Source organism: Candidatus Njordibacter sp. Uisw_058, assembly GCF_047730065.1.
Classification (GTDB): domain Bacteria; phylum Pseudomonadota; class Gammaproteobacteria; order Pseudomonadales; family Balneatricaceae; genus Njordibacter.
The window spans coordinates 581,143-599,348 of the sequence record NZ_CP159829.1 but is presented as its reverse complement, the minus strand read 5'-3'; the positions used below and the strand labels follow the sequence as shown (position 1 = coordinate 599,348).

The 18,206-nt window shown below is 45.0% G+C and carries 17 protein-coding genes and 6 tRNA genes; 13 read left to right on the top strand and 10 right to left on the bottom strand.

All coding sequences use genetic code 11. The features are described from left to right. The first annotated feature begins 39 nt into the window (after nt 1–39). The gene (locus ABXT59_RS02790) at nt 40–756 is read left to right on the top strand and encodes a 16S rRNA (uracil(1498)-N(3))-methyltransferase (protein WP_443637549.1); all 717 of its coding nucleotides are present in this window, start codon (nt 40–42) and stop codon (nt 754–756) included. After that, nucleotides 753–1,283: a transcription elongation factor GreB gene (gene greB, locus ABXT59_RS02785; RefSeq protein ID WP_443637547.1), complete on the top strand. Its 531-nt coding sequence runs from the start codon at nt 753–755 to the stop codon at nt 1,281–1,283. Before ABXT59_RS02790 ends, greB begins: the two co-directional genes overlap by 4 nt. On the opposite strand, the gene ABXT59_RS02780 is transcribed toward greB, so the two are convergent. Then, the gene (locus ABXT59_RS02780) at nt 1,280–2,680 is read right to left on the bottom strand and encodes an MFS transporter (RefSeq protein ID WP_443637546.1); all 1,401 of its coding nucleotides are present in this window, start codon (nt 2,678–2,680) and stop codon (nt 1,280–1,282) included. The genes greB and ABXT59_RS02780 overlap by 4 nt on opposite strands. Before the next feature lie 47 nt (nt 2,681–2,727). Between ABXT59_RS02780 and ABXT59_RS02775 the strand changes: the two genes are divergently transcribed. Further along, complete coding sequence (locus tag ABXT59_RS02775; protein ID WP_443637545.1) at nt 2,728–3,645, top strand: DUF1853 family protein; 918 nt, start codon at nt 2,728–2,730, stop codon at nt 3,643–3,645. Between the two features lie 19 nt (nt 3,646–3,664). On the opposite strand, the gene ABXT59_RS02770 is transcribed toward ABXT59_RS02775, so the two are convergent. From ABXT59_RS02770 to hemA, 7 genes are all read right to left on the bottom strand, one after another. Next, nucleotides 3,665–3,740, bottom strand: a tRNA-Lys gene (locus ABXT59_RS02770). A gap of 139 nt (nt 3,741–3,879) precedes the next feature. Further along, nucleotides 3,880–3,955: transfer RNA gene (locus ABXT59_RS02765), tRNA-Lys, on the bottom strand. A 107-nt stretch (nt 3,956–4,062) separates the two neighbouring features. After that, nucleotides 4,063–4,153 (bottom strand) — tRNA-Ser (locus ABXT59_RS02760). Nucleotides 4,154–4,254: 101 nt separating this feature from the next. Continuing rightward, on the bottom strand, nt 4,255–5,001 hold the full coding sequence (locus tag ABXT59_RS02755) for a HesA/MoeB/ThiF family protein (RefSeq protein WP_443637544.1): 747 nt from the start codon (nt 4,999–5,001) through the stop codon (nt 4,255–4,257). Nucleotides 5,002–5,009: 8 nt separating this feature from the next. Next, nucleotides 5,010–5,921 carry a peptide chain release factor N(5)-glutamine methyltransferase gene (gene prmC, locus ABXT59_RS02750; protein WP_443637542.1) on the bottom strand — a complete coding sequence of 304 codons (912 nt, stop codon included), beginning with the start codon at nt 5,919–5,921 and terminating at the stop codon, nt 5,010–5,012. Continuing rightward, on the bottom strand, nt 5,911–7,002 hold the full coding sequence (gene prfA, locus ABXT59_RS02745; protein WP_443637541.1) for a peptide chain release factor 1: 1,092 nt from the start codon (nt 7,000–7,002) through the stop codon (nt 5,911–5,913). The genes prmC and prfA overlap by 11 nt, the downstream gene beginning before the upstream one ends. Next, nucleotides 6,999–8,276, bottom strand: coding sequence for a glutamyl-tRNA reductase (gene hemA / locus ABXT59_RS02740; RefSeq protein WP_443637539.1), 1,278 nt, complete (start codon nt 8,274–8,276; stop codon nt 6,999–7,001). The genes prfA and hemA overlap by 4 nt, the downstream gene beginning before the upstream one ends. Nucleotides 8,277–8,524: 248 nt before the next feature. On the opposite strand from hemA, the gene ABXT59_RS02735 reads away from it, so the two are divergent. The 10 genes from ABXT59_RS02735 to ABXT59_RS02690 all read left to right on the top strand — a co-directional run bounded on the left by ABXT59_RS02735 (nt 8,525) and on the right by ABXT59_RS02690 (nt 16,382). Further along, entirely contained in the window at nt 8,525–10,273 is a 1,749-nt protein-coding gene (locus ABXT59_RS02735) for a tetratricopeptide repeat protein (protein ID WP_443637538.1), read from the top strand. Further along, complete coding sequence (gene lolB / locus ABXT59_RS02730) at nt 10,254–10,940, top strand: lipoprotein insertase outer membrane protein LolB (RefSeq protein WP_443637536.1); 687 nt, start codon at nt 10,254–10,256, stop codon at nt 10,938–10,940. Before ABXT59_RS02735 ends, lolB begins: the two co-directional genes overlap by 20 nt. Nucleotides 10,941–10,998: 58 nt before the next feature. Continuing rightward, nucleotides 10,999–11,073: transfer RNA gene (locus ABXT59_RS02725), tRNA-Gln, on the top strand. A gap of 63 nt (nt 11,074–11,136) precedes the next feature. Continuing rightward, nucleotides 11,137–12,081, top strand: a complete 945-nt coding sequence (locus ABXT59_RS02720; RefSeq protein ID WP_443637534.1) for a ribose-phosphate pyrophosphokinase — start codon at nt 11,137–11,139, stop codon at nt 12,079–12,081. A 111-nt stretch (nt 12,082–12,192) separates the two neighbouring features. After that, nucleotides 12,193–12,783 (top strand): 50S ribosomal protein L25/general stress protein Ctc, encoded by a 591-nt coding sequence (locus ABXT59_RS02715; protein WP_443637532.1) that lies wholly within the window; start codon nt 12,193–12,195, stop codon nt 12,781–12,783. A gap of 82 nt (nt 12,784–12,865) precedes the next feature. After that, nucleotides 12,866–13,462: an aminoacyl-tRNA hydrolase gene (gene pth, locus ABXT59_RS02710; protein ID WP_443637531.1), complete on the top strand. Its 597-nt coding sequence runs from the start codon at nt 12,866–12,868 to the stop codon at nt 13,460–13,462. Nucleotides 13,463–13,497: 35 nt separating this feature from the next. Continuing rightward, nucleotides 13,498–14,589, top strand: coding sequence for a redox-regulated ATPase YchF (gene ychF / locus ABXT59_RS02705; protein WP_443637529.1), 1,092 nt, complete (start codon nt 13,498–13,500; stop codon nt 14,587–14,589). Nucleotides 14,590–14,680: 91 nt separating this feature from the next. Further along, nucleotides 14,681–14,757: transfer RNA gene (locus tag ABXT59_RS02700), tRNA-Met, on the top strand. A 25-nt stretch (nt 14,758–14,782) separates the two neighbouring features. Further along, a tRNA-Gln gene (locus ABXT59_RS02695) sits at nt 14,783–14,857 on the top strand. 391 nt (nt 14,858–15,248) lie between these two features. Further along, nucleotides 15,249–16,382: a M14 family metallopeptidase gene (locus ABXT59_RS02690; protein WP_443637527.1), complete on the top strand. Its 1,134-nt coding sequence runs from the start codon at nt 15,249–15,251 to the stop codon at nt 16,380–16,382. A gap of 94 nt (nt 16,383–16,476) precedes the next feature. Here ABXT59_RS02690 and ABXT59_RS02685 read toward each other — a convergent pair whose 3' ends face one another. Both ABXT59_RS02685 and ABXT59_RS02680 read right to left on the bottom strand, forming a co-directional pair. Then, on the bottom strand, nt 16,477–16,884 hold the full coding sequence (locus ABXT59_RS02685; protein ID WP_443637525.1) for a PaaI family thioesterase: 408 nt from the start codon (nt 16,882–16,884) through the stop codon (nt 16,477–16,479). A 149-nt stretch (nt 16,885–17,033) separates the two neighbouring features. Next, complete coding sequence (locus ABXT59_RS02680) at nt 17,034–18,080, bottom strand: aldo/keto reductase (protein WP_443637524.1); 1,047 nt, start codon at nt 18,078–18,080, stop codon at nt 17,034–17,036. Nucleotides 18,081–18,206 lie beyond the last annotated feature (126 nt).

Genomic DNA, 18,206 nt, shown 5'->3' with positions numbered 1-18,206 from the left:
CCAACAAATATAGGTAATCACCCATTATACTGTGCAACTATGAATATACTACTTTTTAACTCTAATGAACTGTCTTCTTTAGGACACCTTTTAATTGAGGATGCTCGACGCCAATCTCACCTTCTTAAGGTGATTAGGCCAAAACTTGGTGATACCCTCAGGGTAGGCCAAGTTAATGGCGCCCTTGGCTTAGGCAAAATAATCTCTCATACCGAATACGCCACCCGACTTGAAATTCAACTCAACCAAAATAGCCCTGCACCCTTAAAGTTAAAATTACTACTTGCCGTACCTAGGCCTAAAATGATGCGTAGAATATTACAAACTTGTGCCACTTTAGGAGTCAGTGAAATCACACTATTAAATAGTGCTAAAGTGGAAAAAAGCTATTGGCAAACGCCCGTTTTACATCCAGAAAATATTCATGACAACTTGATTTTAGGCCTCGAACAAGCAGGTACCTCACAACTGCCTTTGGTGCACAAAGCTGAGTTATTTAAACCTTATGTGGAGGATAAACTTGATGATTGGGCTGGTAATAGTCGTCGCCTGCTAGCGCATCCTCGCAATGCCCAAGCATGCCCCATAGCAAGCCAAAACGACACGACCTTAGCCATTGGCCCTGAGGGTGGTTTTACCAACTATGAAGTTGAAAAATTGATTCAACAAGGTTTTATCCCCTTTTCACTTGGACCACGAATTATGCGAGTAGAAACCGCTATCCCTGTGGCTATCTCGAGGCTCTGTGCCTTATGAAATCTGCCCATCAGCGCTTTGCAGGACGCTACCGACCACCTAGCCCAAAACGTTCACCACTCATCACACCTGAAGGTGCAGCAGCTCTTAAAAAAGAACTCGAAAACTTGTGGCGTAATCAGCGGCCAGTGATTACGCAAGCAGTTAGTGAAGCCGCTGCTTTAGGTGATCGTTCCGAAAATGCTGAATACATTTATGGCAAGAAAATGCTTCGCGAGATAGACAGTCGCATTTTGTACTTACAAAGACGCCTTGATCTGATCAAGGTAGTGGATGGCCTACCTGCTGACCCGAATAAGGTTTATTTTGGAGCGTGGGTGACACTGATTGATGACGACGACAATGAGCGTCATTATCGCATTGTTGGCGCCGATGAACTTAACCCTAGTGCTGGCTGCATTAGCATAGACTCACCTCTTGCTTTGGCACTTATTGGCAAACAGTTAGATGATCGAGTCGAACTTAATGACCTAGACAGAGGCTATGACATTATTGCCATCAATTATGTAAATGCTACGAGCACCTAATGAATGGTGCCCCGTCGGTAAGAGAATGTGGCTGCAATAAGGGCATAACACATGGACAAAATCATGGTGATTTTAATGACTAATAAAAGCTCCGGGTAAAGTGCAGAAGTAATAGCAGCGCCACCCATGGTGATACTAAACAGGGTCATTACAATAGCAGAACTTATCATGTTACCCATGGTGCGTGCCAAATTAAGCAACACTGCTGCAATACTCAATTTGTCAGCAGGCACGGAGCCTATAGCGGCATTATTATTGGGCGAAGAAAAGAAACCAAAGCCTAAACCCAAAAATACTAATGCCAACATCACGTAATGCAGGGATGTATTCATATCCAACCGAAATAACATCGCGTAACCAATGACAAATAGTAGGCAGCCAAAGGTTGATAATATTCTAGGCTCAAAGCGATCTGATAAGCGACCGGTTATGGGTGCCAACACCATCATAATTAGCGTTTGAATTAACACAATTTGTCCTGCCTCCGTGGGGCTTAGTTGGTGAATATACTGCAAATACAAACTCAGTAAAAACACCATGGAAAAGCTAGACCCATAAATAAAAAAAGCTGATAACAGTGACCGATTAAAAATTCGGTTAGCCCGCAGCGCGGACAGACGGATGAGGGGGCTGTCTATTTTTGATTGATGCCATACAAAAACAGCCAACAAAACCAATCCTAAAATGGCTAGCAGTGCAAATCGCCAATCTGTTAGGCGCGATAGCCCCAGCATAAAAGCGCTCACCCAGGCAGCAAATATGAGGCTCCCATGCCAATCAAACTTAGCTTTAAGCTCTGATTTCCAGTCCCCTTTGACATAACTAAGCAGTGCCACTAAACACAAAAGTAAGATTGGAACGGGCACCCAAAATACACTTTTCCAACCCCAGTGCTCAGTTAACCATCCCCCCACTAAGGGACCTAACGTGAGCCCCAAATAGACTGATGAAGCAGCGATTCCAAGAGCTTGCCCACGGTTCGAATTAGCATAAACCACGCCAATAATAGCCATACTGGTGCCATACACCATGGAGCTAGAGATACCCTGTACTACTCTAATCAATAATAAGGTGCCAATAGATTGTGGCAATAGGACACATAAAGAGGAGAGTATAAAAAGCAACATGCCAGCCACGAACACGCGTTTGCGGCCAACAATATCAGCAATACGACCTATGGGTAATAAAAACACTACATTACCCCATAACATAGCCACAGGAATCCAACTCACCGCCAAAGCACTGGCTTGCAAATCCTCAGCAATTCGAGGTATGGCGATATTAACGGCCGACAGCGCTAAGGAACAGATCATCATCACCAAACCCACACTCGCAAGTGCCATGCGCCTCGCACTAGGTGTTTGATCATAATAGGATTGTAGTTGTGTCGTGTTCATTACTAGCATTATACTCAGTTATTAAATGGGAACCTAGGGCGACAACGATGGGCCAACAAGACCAACAAAATCATCAAACTGGCAGCCCAATTAAGGTCAACCTTCAGCACGACCTCAATTGGTTATTACAAAGCCAACCACTCATGGCTGCAACGCCAGAAGTGGACAACTTCCAACCTCAAGACGCCTTTCATCAGACCCACATTTCCAACACTCATGTCCACACCTACCCTGCTCAGCCAGCGTATCGCTTGGGAAAGCAGTTTGAAGATTGTGTTAGTCACTTGTTTAAATCTTCATCGACTCACGACATTATTGCACGCAACATTGTGATCCAAACTGCAGCCCAAACACTGGGTGAGCTGGATATAATCTACCAAAATAGTAGGGCCCAAATCGTTCACCTAGAGCTGGCTATAAAGTTTTATTTACTGAATAAGGATGGCACGCAATTAATGGATTTTGTGGGCCCCGCTGGACATGATCGGTTAGACCTTAAATGGGACCGATTGCGTCAACACCAATTACCATTAAGCCAAACTATTCCAGTCATAGATTTTTTGCAGCAACAGCGTTTGGCCAAGCCCACATGTCAACAGTTACTGTTAACTGGCATATTGTTCTATGCCTATGAAAACTGGCAGTCTACACTTATTGAAAGCATTGGTCTTAATCCCAACCATCACAGAGGATGGTGGTTAGAGCACCACGAACTGGCTCAACTAAAGCCTATAAGAGGCCTAGAACGAAGCTTTATCGTGTTACCCAAATGGCACTGGATTGGTGGACCTAGACACTACATCAAGCCGCAGGTGATTGATTATGAGGAACTTGTGGCTCGTACCACTTTAGACCCGTGGCCTAATATGGTGTTGATGTATGAACGTCATCAGTCCCATCAATCCTTTATTTTCAAAAACAGGGGCTTGATATTGGCCACAAAAAAGCCCCCACTAGTTTCCTAATGAGGGCTGTTTCTAGTAATGGTGGGTCGTGGGCGGCTCGAACGCCCGACCAATTGGTTAAAAGCCAACTGCTCTACCAACTGAGCTAACGACCCAAATTCTCTGCGGGGCTTGGTAGAACGTGCCCCTTGTTAATACACTAGCAACTGCCTAGTTTACTCAACTTCACTCTTACCTTAGTCAAGCCCGTTGCCCCTGTGGCGATCAACATTGGTGCACCAAAGCGGTTTAATATGGTGGGTCGTGGGCGGCTCGAACGCCCGACCAATTGGTTAAAAGCCAACTGCTCTACCAACTGAGCTAACGACCCAAATTCTCTGCAGGGCTTGGTAGAATGCGCCCCTTTTAAACTAGTATTCATTTGTTACTTAACACTACTCAGGCGCTATTATAAAAATCACACCTGCACAGATAAAGTGGCGGAGGAGGAGAGATTCGAACTCTCGGTGGGCTATTAACCCACGACGGTTTTCAAGACCGTTGCATTCGACCACTCTGCCACCCCTCCGCAGAGAGCGCGTATAGTAAACCATTGAGATTTAGAGTCAAGCATATAGGGCCTTACTAACTTAAAAAAAGTCAAAAAAAAGGCAAAAAACCTGAAAAAAATTAAATTTTGCTGCAGCTTGGGCAAGCAGCGTCTTTAGGTAAAGAAAAAGTTTTCCATTGCATTGTTTTTGCGTCCAATAACAATAGCTTGCCAACTAATGGCTGGCCGAAGTTAGAAATTACTTTAATCGCTTCCATGGCTTGGATGGCACCAATAATACCCACAATAGGCGCCATCACACCCGTAGTTGAACAGCTATGCTCTTGCTCTCCAGTAAACTGCATCAGACAATGGTAACAAGGGGTGCTTGGTGCACGAGGATCAACCACAATGACCTGCCCTTCCATGCGTATGGCAGCACCAGAAATCATGGGGGTTTGGTGTTGTAAACAGGCTTTATTTACAGCGAAACGAGTCACTAAGTTATCACAACAATCGACTACAACATCCGCCTTAAGCACCTCTTTAACGAGCATTTCTCCACTCAATCGTTGCTGCAAAGTTTCTACTAACACACCACTGTTTAGGGCAGCTATGCTTGCTTTCGCCGATGTGACTTTATTGATGCCAACATCTGCTTCACCATGGATAATTTGGCGTTGTAGGTTGGATTCATCAACCACGTCATCGTCTGCCAGGACTAAAGTGCCTACCCCAGCTGATGCCAAGTAAAAAGCCACAGGACTGCCTAAACCTCCTAAGCCAATAATCAATACTCTGGCGCTGAGTAGGCTTTGTTGACCTTGATAATCAAATTCTGGCAACATAATTTGCCGACTGTAGCGCAGCAACTGCTCATCATTCATAATTAGTCCTAAGCACGCTTGTTCTGCCACTGACCCATTGTCACTCTAGGGTGACCATTATAATCATACTCTGTTGAGACGCCGTAAAAACCTAAACTAGTTAACAAGTGTGCAACCTTTAAACCTTGATCATAACCGTGTTCCAGAGCTATCCAGCCATCTACTGCTAACAACTGCGCAGCTTGCCGCGCAATAATATTGATATCAGCCATACCATAATCACCCGCTACCAAAGCTGATATAGGCTCAAAACGCACATCGCCTTGCTGCAGATGTGGATCTTCTGCGTCGATGTAGGGGGGGTTGCTTACGACACAATGAAGAGGCTTACTTGCCTCTTTAACGAGTCCTTGTGCCCAATTACCTTGATAAAACTTAACCCGCTCTAAATTGCACTTGCTGGCATTAGTTTTAGCTAAACTAACCACATCAGGGCACTGGTCAACCCCTACAACACTCCATTGAGGTTGCTCACTGGCTAGAGCTAAGGCTATGGCTCCACTACCACTGCCCAGATCCACAACGTTGGCCTGGACTGGTAGATTAAGTCCCAGCACCACTTCGACTAATAATTCTGTTTCTGGTCGGGGAATCAAAGTTGACACATTAACTTGCAGGTCTAAGGTCCAAAAGCCCTGTCGCCCGAGCAGGTATGCAATGGGCTTACCCAAACAGCGGTCTTGTACTAAGCGCCAAAAACTCTGCCACTGTGAGACGGTTATGCGTTTGTCTGGCCATGCATAGAGGCTTGCACTGGCAACACACAACACATGGCCCAACAGCAACTCTGCATCGAGCCGAGCGCTATCTGATGGGCTTGTGGCAGCAGCAAGTTCTTGTTTCGCTAAAGTTAATGCTTGTTCTCTGGTATAGCTCGACTCCAAAGACGAGTTAACACTAGCCTCTAAACTAACCTTCATTTTCTGCTAACGAGGCCAACAAATTAGCCTGATGCTCATTACTTAAAGGTTCAATAATACAGTTCACATCACCTTCCATAATATCACCTAACTTATACAAAGTTAGGTTAATACGATGATCTGTGACTCGACCTTGGGGGTAGTTATAGGTGCGGATACGTTCTGATCGATCGCCACTGCCAACTAAACTTTTACGCGCGTCTGCTTGCTCTGCAGCAACCACTTCTTGGGCACTAGATAACAATCTGGAAGCTAACAAAGACATAGCTCTGGCTTTATTTTTATGCTGAGAGCGTTCATCCTGGCACTCTACCACCGTACCCGTTGGCAGATGGGTGATGCGAATAGCAGAATCAGTTTTGTTGACGTGCTGGCCACCAGCGCCCGAAGCCCTAAACGTATCAATGCGCAGGTCACCTTTATTAATGTCCACATCATCGACTGAATCAACTTCAGGCATGACTGCAACCGTGCAGGCAGAAGTGTGAATACGACCTTGGGATTCTGTTTCTGGCACACGCTGCACACGATGAGCACCAGACTCAAACTTAAGGCGTGAATACACATCATTGCCCACCATCCGCGTAATAATTTCACGATAGCCGCCATGCTCACCTTCATTTTGACTAATAATTTCTACCTTCCAACCCATATTTTCTGCATAACGAGTATACATTCGGTACAGGTCACCAGCAAAAATAGCCGCTTCGTCCCCACCCGTCCCTGCTCGAATTTCTACAAAGGTATTGTGGCCATCGTTAGGATCTTTAGGCAGCAGTAGTTTTTGCAATTCCAGTTCTAATATGGCTTGACGCTTTTTGCCATGTAGTATTTCGTCTTCAGCCATGGTCTTCATTTCGGCGTCTTCTTCAGCCAGCATAAGATGGGCTTCTTCCATGTCCCCTTGCAATTGGACATATTGCCCATAGTTGTTGACCACATCTTCAAGTTCTGCATATTCTTTTGAATAGGCACGAAACTTGTCTTGGTCCATAATTACTTCAGCCACACCTAAAAGGGCTTCTAGTTCTTCATAACGGTCTTGTAGGTGTTCTAATTTATTGAGTATTGAGGCTTTCATAGAGTTTTATTCAAATCAAACATGGTTTGCAATAACCCTAGGCTTTCTTCGTCTCCTAGGGCACTGGCTTTCTTTATTTGCACTGTGGGTGCATGCATCATTTTATTGGTTAAGCCTCTGGCAAGACGTTGCATCACCAGATGTGGCTCTTCTCCTTTGGCCAAAAGCGCCATGGCTCGCTCAAGCTCAACATCTCGCAGGGCTTCCATACGTTGCCGATAATCCCGGATGCTACCCACAGCATCCAAGGACCGCTCTGTTTCTAAATAGGTAGCAAGTCCCTCTTCAATCATCACCTCGGCCACTTTAGCGGCCTCCTGCCGAGAACGCACACCTTCATCTATTACGTCTTTTAAATCATCAACGGTGTATAAATAGACATCATCTAAATCACCCACTTCTGCTTCAATGTCACGTGGAACAGCGATATCTACCATAAACATTAATTGGTGCTTACGTTGCTTAAGGGCTCTTTCTACGGCGCCTTTGCCTAATATCGGCAATTGACTCGCAGTAGAAGAAATCACAATATCAGCCTCGGCTAAGTGATCAGGAATATCAGCCAGTAAGACCGCTTGGGCATTAAACTCATGCGCCAATTCCTGCGCCCGCGCTAAGGTCCGATTAGCCACAATAATTTTCTTTAAGCCTGCATCATGTAAATGTCGAGCCACAAGTTCTATGGTTTCACCAGCGCCAATAAGCAATGCTGTTTGGTCTTCTAAGCGTGCAAAAATTTGCTTTGCCATAGCCACGGCAGCATAAGCCACAGAGACTGGATTCTCCCCAATCGCTGTATGGGTACGCACATACTTAGCCATATTAAAGGCACTTTGAAACATGCGTATTAAATGACTTGTCGCTGTTTTTTCTTGTCGTGCTACGGAAAAACTAGATTTTAATTGGCCTAATATTTGCGGTTCACCCAACACCATTGAGTCCAATCCACTCGCTACACGCATCATGTGTTTTACTGCTTGGCCAGCTTGCTGAAAGTAGCTGTGATTCTCAACTTGATGCAGGGGCACCTGATGAAATTCAGATAACCACTGGGCTATGACCTGATGGTGTTCTTCAACTGGCATGGCATCCATAGAAAGCCTGCCATAGACTTCAGTGCGATTGCACGTTGACAAAATCGCGGCTTCTGACACAGCACTTTGAGCCACTAACTGGTGCAGGGCCGTGGCTGTAATTTCAGGCGCAAAAGCTAGTTTTTCACGCACATCAACAGGGGCGGTGGTGTGATTAATGCCAAATACAAACAATGTCATGGAGATGCTGTGCAGGTGCCAAATAATTGGATTGAGCTATTATAGCTAATAAAGTTGTGATTGTACCCGAAACTTACTTGCTCCCATAGAGAACTGAAAGCCATCTAGGTCCCGATACACAGTTAGTGATCAGCTAAGTCGCTAATTGATACCTAGTTTTAAAAACCTAATCTTGCCAGTGGTATTGTGCAAAGGTTTCTATTTGTTACACTTGACGATTATTAGATCATCAAAGAATCATCACATTAATGCCACTTTTGTCTTTTAATACTCGCTTTAATTGCCGCCAGTTGCCTCTGCGCTGTTTGGGTATTGGCATAGCCTGCGCGTTTATTGTGAACTGCAGCAACCCCATAAAATCAACTCAACCATCGTCAGTTGAGCCGCAATCTCAGACTCCAGCCAGCCTAACTAGTGAAAATTTATCAGATCTCTTAGTAGGCGAATTTTCCCTACAAAGAGGAGACAGTGAGGCGGCCACTTTGCATCTGCTTGATGTTGCCCAATCCACTCAGGATTTGGATACAGCAAAAAGAGCCACCTACCTGGCACAATTTTCCCAAAACCCACGTTTAGTAAAGCAGACCAGTCTCGTGTGGACCCAGATCTCACCCCAAGATCCAGTACCATGGCAATACATCGCTCAATCAGAAGCAGTTATGGAGCAGTTTGAACCCGCTTTACAGGCCCTAGCTGAGGAACTTAAACGCGGTGGTGGAGATGGCTTAACCCACGTTACTAGCTTAAGCATTAACCATACGAGTACAACACAGGCAGATTTGCAACAAGCCTTTAACGCTTGGCTTGACATCTACCCCAAGCGCAAACAACTCCACCTTGCCTTAGCTCTATTAGCGCAGCACGCAGAGCAAACAGACGCAGCCATCATCCACGTAGGTCAAGCTTTAGCTCAGGACTCCCAATATTTGCAAGCACAGGTAGTTTATGGAGAGTTATTAATTGCCAATCAGCAAACTCAGGCTGCAGATACTTATTTAAACCAATTCACCCAACCATTAATCAAAGCTCCCCGACATTTAATTACCCTGCATGCTCAAGTGCTTACCTTACTGACGCAATATCAGAGAGCTTATAAGTATTTTGATGAGCTAACAAAGCGTTACCCTAAAGATCTCAGTTATAGTTATTCTGCAGGCCTACTGGCTTATGAAAATCATGACTCTGCAATGGCTTATCGCCATTTACAGCAAGTGCTAGAACTAAATCCAGATAGCCATAGCGCCTATTATTACTTGGGCTTGAGTGCCTTGCGGGAAGATCTCCCAACCCAAGCTGTGAATTATTTGCAGCAAGTGACCAAGGGGCCTGATCGATTAAATGCCATCAGCCTTTTGCTTGATCTAGAAAATCCTGACATCCCCCAAAGCATCCAGCATTTTCAACAATTACGACTTCAAAATCCAGATTTAGCAGCTGATCTTTTTACCCTAGAAAGTCAGTATTTGCAGGACTTGGATGACCCTAAATCAGCTGAACTAGCCTACCAAGCTGGACTTAAAGAATACCCTGACCATATCCCTCTTTTGTACGGCTATGCGCTACTCGCACAATCACTTCACCAATTTAGCAGCACCGAGTTTATGTTGCAGCGGATTATTGACATCGATCCCAATCATACCAACGCACTTAATGCCTTAGGTTATGCCTATGCTGATCGAGGCATCAAACTAACCGAGGCTGAATCGTTAATTCGCAAGGCCTTAGCCAATGAACCTGAAAATGCTGCCATCATAGATAGTCTTGGATGGGTCAGCTATCGGCTAGGGCATTTAAGGCAATCTCTAACCTTGCTCACTAAGGCCTATGATATAATGCCAGCTGCAGAAATAGCGGCCCACTTGGGCGTAGTACAATGGGCTCTGGGAGACACAAAAGGCGCCTTTAAAACATGGAATTTGGCCCTCAGCATTGAGCCAGATAATGCCTTAATTAAACAAGCAATATTGGATGCACAAAATGAATTCCATAGTGACTAGTCGTTACGTTAGCCTCACAAGGTTAACCTTTTTAGGATTAATTTGTGCAGCCATAGCCGCTTGTAGCAATGCACCCACGACCAGTACTCAGCCCCCACCAAGTCACGCTTACGCTCCTTTTTCACACAAATTGACTGAGTTAGAAAAGCTTGTGCAATGGGATGTGGAAGGCAAGTTAGCGGTGTATACCAATGATAAAAATAATTCAGGTTTGCTCACTTGGCGCCAAAGATCAGGCTATTTTGATTTGTTAATCAATGGGCCTTTAGGTAGTGGCCAACTCTACATAGAGGGAACGCCCGGCCTGGTCATGGCCACCAGTAGCACAGACAAGCTAGTGGCAGACTCTGTTGAAGCTTTGTTTAAACAAACATTTGATTGGGAATTTCCCATGGAGGAATTAAGATATTGGGTCAGAGGCATTCCACACCCAGATACTGCCACCAAAATGACATACAACGCAGAGGGTGAAGCATCAACGATTGAACAATCAGGTTGGAAAGTTAAGTATCATTCTTACAGCAACGTGACAGGCTTGCCCATGCCTAAGAAAATAGAAGTTGTTGGGGCCGACATACGCTTAGTTTTGGTGCTTAAAAGCTGGTTTAATTTATTCCCATTTCCACGTCTGAACCCTAATTTCATAGCGACTCCAAAGGCGGGGTAAACCACGAATATTGTTGACATAAGATACAGTTTCAGCGAAAATATGCGCCTGAAATTTATGGGATATCGCCAAGCGGTAAGGCAACGGGTTTTGATCTCGTCATGCGCAGGTTCGAATCCTGCTATCCCAGCCACTTTAAACCGGCATAGGCGTTAGCCTCTGCCGCAATATAACTATAAAAGCATAGGTTCAAAAGGTGTCAAAACTTAAAGTTTTTACCGGTAGTGCTCATCCAGCGTTAGCTCAAATGGTAGTAGATCGTTTGGGTGTTCCATTAGGTAAAGCGAAAGTGGCCACTTTTAGTGATGGTGAATGTGCCATTGAATTGCTGGAAGACGTGCGGGGTAAGGATGTGTTCATCATCCAGCCAACTTGCGCTCCAACTAACACCAATTTGATGGAACTCATCTTAATGGCTGATGCCATGCGCCGCGCATCTGCGGCTCGCGTCACTGCAGTTGTGCCTTACTTCGGCTACGCGCGCCAAGATCGTCGTCCTCGCTCCGCACGCGTGCCTATTAGTGCCCGTGTTGTGGCTAACATGATGGCCCGCTCTGGCATTGATCGGGTGCTGACCGTTGACTTACACGCCGAACAGATTCAAGGCTTTTTTGATATCCCAGTAGACAACGTGTTTGGATCTCCTGTGTTATTGGACGAGATCACCAATCAAGACTATGACCATCCTCTAGTCGTTTCTCCAGATGTTGGTGGCGTAGTTCGTGCGCGAGCTGTAGCTAAGCAACTGGACACCGATTTAGCCATTATTGATAAACGGCGTGAAAAAGCTAATGAATCACAAATCATGCATATTATTGGTGATGTGACAGACCGCACCTGTATTTTGGTTGATGATATGTGTGACACCGCTGGTACTTTGTGTAAAGCAGCAGATGCCCTAAAGGCCAATGGTGCCAAACGGGTCATAGCCTACGCTACCCATCCAGTATTATCAGGTCCAGCTGTAGATAACATTATTAATTCGGCCCTAGACGAGCTAGTGGTCACAGACACTATACCGCTATCAGCAGCAAGTAAGGCCTGTGGCAGTATTCGTCAACTGACCATGGCAGACCTATTAGCCGAGTCAGTGCGCCGGGTTTGTAATGAAGAATCCATTAGTGCCATGTTTCGTACCTAAATTTAGGCTGCAAACTTCGCACTAGTATTAACGGCCTTTTAACAGGCCATCTTAACCGTCCTATCGTGCACCGGTCGCAAGTGCCCAGGACCATAAAAAAAGGAAAGACAAATGTCTATCTCTCTAAATGCTGAAGCCCGTGATGACTTGGGGAAAGGTGCGAGCCGCCGCCTACGTCGTCTATCCGGTGGCACACCTGCTATCGTTTTTGGTGGTGCCAAGAACAAGAAGCCTCAATCCATCACTTTGATTCACAAAGACCTTTGGAAAGCTTCTGAAACAGATGGCTTTTATAGCTCTGTCATTACCCTTAACGTTGGCGGCAAAGAAGAGCCTGTTATTGTTAAGGATTTACAGCGTCACCCAGCCAAGCAAGAAATTCAACACGTTGATTTCTTGCGTGTGACTAAGTCCAACTTGATTCACATTTTAGTGCCTATCAAGTTCATCAACGAAGCCTCAGCTCCATCCATAAAGATTGGTGGTGGCACGGTATCTCATGCTCAAAGTGAAGTTGAAATTACTTGTTTAGCTGCGAATCTACCAGAATTTGTAACCGTAGACATGCAAGATGTGCCTATTGGTGGCATTGTCCACCTTTCAGACATTCAGCTACCAAAGGGTGTTACTGTGCGCGCTCTGCGCCTAGGTGAAGACCACAACCAAGCAATTGCTACGATTGCTGGTGCCAAAGGTAATTAAAACCAGCAGCGTTTAGTTGTTGTTGTCATAAACGCCTTTGTTATTGATTTAGCAAGGGCGTTTTTATTTGGAACCTGTGACTATGTCTAATACTCTGCCTGCTGAACCCATCAAACTTATTGTTGGCTTAGGTAACCCTGGTGTTAAATACGAGCACACTCGGCATAACGCAGGCCAAGACTGGCTCGCACAATTAGCTCGGACTGAAGGTATTGCTTTGGCTCCAGAAAAGCGTTTTTTTGGCGACTATGGGCAAGGTCTTGTAGCGGGTCATAAAGTACATTTACTGATTCCTCATACTTTTATGAATTTAAGTGGGCAGTCTGTCCAAGCCCTGTGCAACTTTTATAAAATCGACACCCAGCATATGCTTGTAGCCCATGACGAATTGGACTTACCTCCTGGCACAGCCCGCCTTAAATTAGGTGGGGGTCATGGGGGCCATAACGGTTTGCGAGATATTATCAATAAGCGCAGTGGCGACAAGAATTTTCATCGTTTACGCTTAGGTATAGGCCACCCTGGTGATGCCAAGCTAGTGACTAATTATGTATTGAAAAAAGCACCCCTTGAAGAACGCATTAGTATTGACCATTCAATGGAAAAAGCAATTAAAGCAATGTCAGATGCCATTTCTGGGCAATGGCAAAAAGCGATGAACGATCTACACACGAGTTAAACCAGCGATCTAATTAACATGACTAGAGGTATCCCATGGGATTCAATTGCGGCATCGTAGGCCTACCAAATGTGGGTAAATCCACCCTGTTTAACGCCCTGACCAAAGCTGGCATTGGTGCAGAAAACTTTCCATTTTGCACGATTGAGCCCAATGCTGGAGTGGTGGCCATGCCAGACCTACGCTTACAAGCTTTAGCAGCGATCGTGGAACCAGAACGAATCATGCCCACCACCATGGAATTTGTGGACATTGCAGGCTTAGTGGAAGGCGCATCAAAAGGTGAGGGTTTGGGTAACAAATTTTTAGCTAACATTCGGGAGACCGATGCCATTGCTCATGTTGTGCGATGCTTTGAAGATGATAACGTTATTCACGTCGCTAATCGCATTGATCCCATTGACGATATTGGCATCATTAATATGGAACTGGCCTTAGCCGACTTGGACTCTGTAGAAAAGCAAAAGGCTCGTGTGCATCGAATCGCCCGTACTGGCGACAAAGAAGCCCAAGCCACTATGGTATTCTTGGAGAAGCTTGCAGGCCCCCTTAGTGAAGGCACTGCAGTGCGCACTTTAGACTTAAGCGATGATGAGCTAGACATGGTAAAGGGCTTTCACCTGCTGACCAGCAAACCTACCATGTATATTGCCAATGTGGCTGATGATGGTTTTGAAGACAACCCTCATCTGGACGCAGTCAACGCCTTTGCCGCAGCAGAGGGTGCCAAAGTAGTGGCTATTTGTAATCAAATTGAAGCCGAAATTAGTGAGCTTGACGATGCAGACAAGCGAGAATTTTTAGCTGATATTGGTATGAACGAACCAGGCCTAGATCGTGTCATACGCGCAGGGTACGAACTACTCAGTTTACAAACATACTTTACGGCTGGTGTGAAAGAAGTTCGGGCTTGGACCGTTAAACAAAATGCTACGGCACCGCAAGCCGCGGGGGTCATCCACACTGATTTTGAAAAAGGATTCATCCGTGCTGAAGTCGTTGGTTATGATGACTTTATTGCTGGTAACGGAGAACAAGGTGCGAAAGAAGCTGGCAAATGGCGCTTGGAAGGCAAAGAATACCGTGTAAAAGACGGTGATGTGGTGCACTTCAGATTTAATGTTTAAAAGCTTTGTTTGAGGGTGTTGACAGCATCCCTAAAACAAGGAATAATTCGCGTCCTCAAGTGCAGCCACTGTGCTTGAATATGATTGAAATGGCTATGTAGCTCAGTTGGTTAGAGCACATCACTCATAATGATGGGGTCACTAGTTCGAATCTAGTCATAGCCACCATTTTGATCTGTCCTTTGGACATTGCTGGGATATCGCCAAGCGGTAAGGCAACGGGTTTTGATCTCGTCATGCGCAGGTTCGAATCCTGCTATCCCAGCCATTTTTTCATCGTTTGTATTAAAAATTCCTGTCAAAAATACCTGTCAAAATATTGGTGCCAGCTTTTCCGCTGCTGATCATTCTTTTGCAAAACATTTCTATAGCAACGCGTCCAAAAAGGGCCTAGAGTTATTACATTGAAACCGTTTTAGCAGTATTTTAGATGACTTCTGTTGAATACTTTCTACCCTGCATATTATAAGGTCGTGAATATAATGTCACAGGCCCTCATCAGAGCTTAGGTGGCACATAAAAAGCATCGAAAATAGGTGCAACTTAACGTTAACAAACCTTCTACAATATCAAAATAATATTGAAGCATTCGTTTGACTAATATTTTGTGCCAAACCTAATAAACAATATTCTATTGGATTCAGAAAAAGGAAACGAACATGACATTCCATATTAATAGCCACTTCGATAGTGGCAACATTAAAGTCATCAATGCACAGAGTAATCCTATTGAGTTAGCCATATGTCATGATAAACAATCCAATTTCTATCAGTGGTTTCACTTTAGCATTGCTGGGGCTAAGCATCAGAACTCCTTAGAACTCAGTTTAATCAATGCAGCAGGTTCGGCTTTTCCTGAAGGTTGGGGAAAGTTTCAAGTCGTTGCATCCTATGACAGAGAAGAATGGTTTAGAGTCCCCACTCGCTACGAAAATGAATGCCTTATTTTTAACCATGCCGCAGACCATGACTTAGTTTGGTATAGCTATTTTACACCCTACTCTTGGGAGCGGCATCAGGATCTTATTGGGTGGGCACAGACTAGCAACTTGTGTGAGCTAACCACCCTAGGTAGCACTTTAGATGGCAGGCCTTTAAGTCTGTTGACGATTGGTGAGGCACTGCCAAACAAACGTAAAATTTGGTTAACAGCTCGACAACACCCAGGGGAAACCATGGCAGAATTTGCCATCGAGGGTTTACTACAAAAACTTCTTGATGCCAATGATGCATGCAGCCGCACACTACTGCAACACTGCGTATTTTATATTATTCCCAACATGAACCCAGATGGAAGCGTGCGCGGCCACCTGCGCACTAACGCCGCAGGAGTTAACCTCAACCGAGAATGGTTAGACGCATCTATGGAGCGCAGTCCTGAAGTGTTTTTGACACAAGAAAAAATGCGTGAAACTGGCGTCGATCTTTTTATTGACTGCCACGGTGACGAAGAAATTCCTTACGTGTTTTTGGTCGATAACCAAGGTATTCCAGCCTACAACTCAAGACTCGCTATACTAGAAGGAATCTTTAAAAAGCAGTTGCTCATTAGCAACCCAGACTACCAAACACAGCATGGCTACCAGAAAGACCTTCCAGGTGAAGCTAACCTCTCCTTAGCTAGTGCATCAGTGGGCCAGACTTATAACTGCTTATCACTCACCTTAGAGATGCCTTTTATCGATAATTTTAATTTGCCAGATACCAGATACGGTTGGTCTGCTGAGCGCAGCAGTGACATGGGGGCAGCCCTATTACCCGCCATGTTAGCTGTAATGAACGAGCTAAGATGAGATGAAATTGAATGATTGCACTCACTTGATTGGATGATTCTTGCGTATTAGCAATGCTTACGCTTAGATAACAACGGCATAAGTGCAGTTCTTCTTAACCATTGGCAGGCAAGGCGTAGGTCCCTATAACCTGAGCTACAGGTTGTTCAACACCACGCGAGTACAACATCACTTCACCCATAACAAGAGTGCGGCCCACTTTAGTGAGTTTAGCGTAACCCACGATGTCTTTATCAGCTGCTGGTTTGGTTAAAAAATTGATTGATAAGTTCGAAGTGACGGCTAAGGCGACTAAGCCCACCTCCCCTAACACAGCCGCATATAAAGCCACATCTGCAACCGTCATGAGCAGAGGTCCAGAAACAGTTCCACCCGGACGTAATTCGTTAAACCCTATCGCATGACTTACAATAGAAGTGCGCTCTCCAATGGCCTCAAGTACACACTTAGACTGAGGAAATTCATTGGTTAAAAATTCAGTAATCATTTGCTTGGTTGCCACAACAATACCTTTGAATTTGAAAAGCCACCATCGCTTCCCATGGGTTATTTAAGAGCTTAACTAACTAACCTGAGCAAAGTACGCTAGGCTAAACCAAACCAAGCCAACTTAGTGGGTTTAAAGTTAGCATATAGCGCCTGAGTCATGATTTAAAACGGCATAGGATGAGATTTATGGGCCTCAGTAATATCAGCTAAACACTCTGCACTTAACACCACATCATTGGTTTTAAGAATATGCTCAAGTTGTGCATGACGCGTTGCACCAAAAATTGCAGAACACATAAAGGGTCGAGTCAGGCACCACGCAAGCGACATATGCACAATGTCTACCTCGTGTTTGGCTGCGATCTGACTATAGGCATCAACGGCAGGCCATACTCGCTGCGTAGTCCGTCCACCCAAATCTGCTGTAAAAGTTTTACGTGACCCCGCTGGAGTCACACTATCTTGATATTTACCAGTCAACAATCCCGCCGCTAAGGGAGAAAATGCGATCAATCCAACCTCTTCATTGACACTAAGTTCTGCCAAGTCCGTGTCATAAAGGCGGCACAAAAGTGAATACTCGTTTTGTATGGTTGCAACCCTTGGCAAACCCCGATCTTCTGACAAACGCAACCACTGGGCCGTCCCCCACGCACTTTCGTTAGAAAGGCCAAAATGTCTTATATTGCCTTTATCAACCTGTTTTTGTAGGGCTTCCAAACAATCTTCCATCTGCGCCAGTGTCTCAGCTTTATTCTGAGTTGCTGGGTTGTAATCCCAGTTTTTTCGAAACATATAGGAACCCCGGTTGGGCCAATGAAATTGGTAAAGGTCAATATAGTCAGTTTGGAGGCGGCGTAAGTTACCTTCAATAGTTTCTGCAATGGTGTTTGAAGAAATGGGGTCCCCATTGCGCACATATGAGAGGCCTTCACCCGAATGTTTGGTGGCCAAAATATAGTCACTCCGACGTGACCTATTTTTAGCATTCCAAGTGCCTATGATTTCTTCTGTTCTGCCAATGGTTTCTTCGGCTATTGGATTAACAGGGTACATTTCAGCCGTATCAACAAAATTGATACTGTTGGCTAGGGCACAATCAAGTTGTGCGTGTCCTTCAGCTTCAGAGGTTTGTGTGCCAAAAGTCATGGTGCCAAGACATAATTCAGAAACCATGACGCCAGTGCGCCCCATCGGATTCATTTTCATTGTTATTTTTCCATCTCGTTTTTTTGTTCGTTATGGCTTCAATAAGCCCATGAATTCTAGGTTTTAGTTGGGCAAATTGTAAATCAATAAAGTCAGCTTATAGAGCAGATGCCTTGGGCTCAATTG

Bases quoted from the DNA above. Each gene is read 5' to 3' on its own strand.
- prmC (WP_443637542.1), bottom strand. From the start codon at position 5,921: ATGAAGGTTAGTTTAGAGGCTAGTGTTAACTCGTCTTTGGAGTCGAGC.
- ABXT59_RS02775 (WP_443637545.1), top strand. From the start codon at position 2,728: ATGGGCCAACAAGACCAACAAAATCATCAAACTGGCAGCCCAATTAAG.
- ABXT59_RS02790 (WP_443637549.1), top strand. From the start codon at position 40: ATGAATATACTACTTTTTAACTCTAATGAACTGTCTTCTTTAGGACAC.
- ABXT59_RS02780 (WP_443637546.1), bottom strand. From the start codon at position 2,680: ATGAACACGACACAACTACAATCCTATTATGATCAAACACCTAGTGCG.
- pth (WP_443637531.1), top strand. From the start codon at position 12,866: ATGTCTAATACTCTGCCTGCTGAACCCATCAAACTTATTGTTGGCTTA.
- ABXT59_RS02735 (WP_443637538.1), top strand. From the start codon at position 8,525: ATGCCACTTTTGTCTTTTAATACTCGCTTTAATTGCCGCCAGTTGCCT.
- hemA (WP_443637539.1), bottom strand. From the start codon at position 8,276: ATGACATTGTTTGTATTTGGCATTAATCACACCACCGCCCCTGTTGAT.
- ABXT59_RS02755 (WP_443637544.1), bottom strand. From the start codon at position 5,001: ATGAATGATGAGCAGTTGCTGCGCTACAGTCGGCAAATTATGTTGCCA.
- lolB (WP_443637536.1), top strand. From the start codon at position 10,254: ATGAATTCCATAGTGACTAGTCGTTACGTTAGCCTCACAAGGTTAACC.
- prfA (WP_443637541.1), bottom strand. From the start codon at position 7,002: ATGAAAGCCTCAATACTCAATAAATTAGAACACCTACAAGACCGTTAT.
- ychF (WP_443637529.1), top strand. From the start codon at position 13,498: ATGGGATTCAATTGCGGCATCGTAGGCCTACCAAATGTGGGTAAATCC.
- ABXT59_RS02690 (WP_443637527.1), top strand. From the start codon at position 15,249: ATGACATTCCATATTAATAGCCACTTCGATAGTGGCAACATTAAAGTC.
- ABXT59_RS02680 (WP_443637524.1), bottom strand. From the start codon at position 18,080: ATGAAAATGAATCCGATGGGGCGCACTGGCGTCATGGTTTCTGAATTA.
- greB (WP_443637547.1), top strand. From the start codon at position 753: ATGAAATCTGCCCATCAGCGCTTTGCAGGACGCTACCGACCACCTAGC.
- ABXT59_RS02715 (WP_443637532.1), top strand. From the start codon at position 12,193: ATGTCTATCTCTCTAAATGCTGAAGCCCGTGATGACTTGGGGAAAGGT.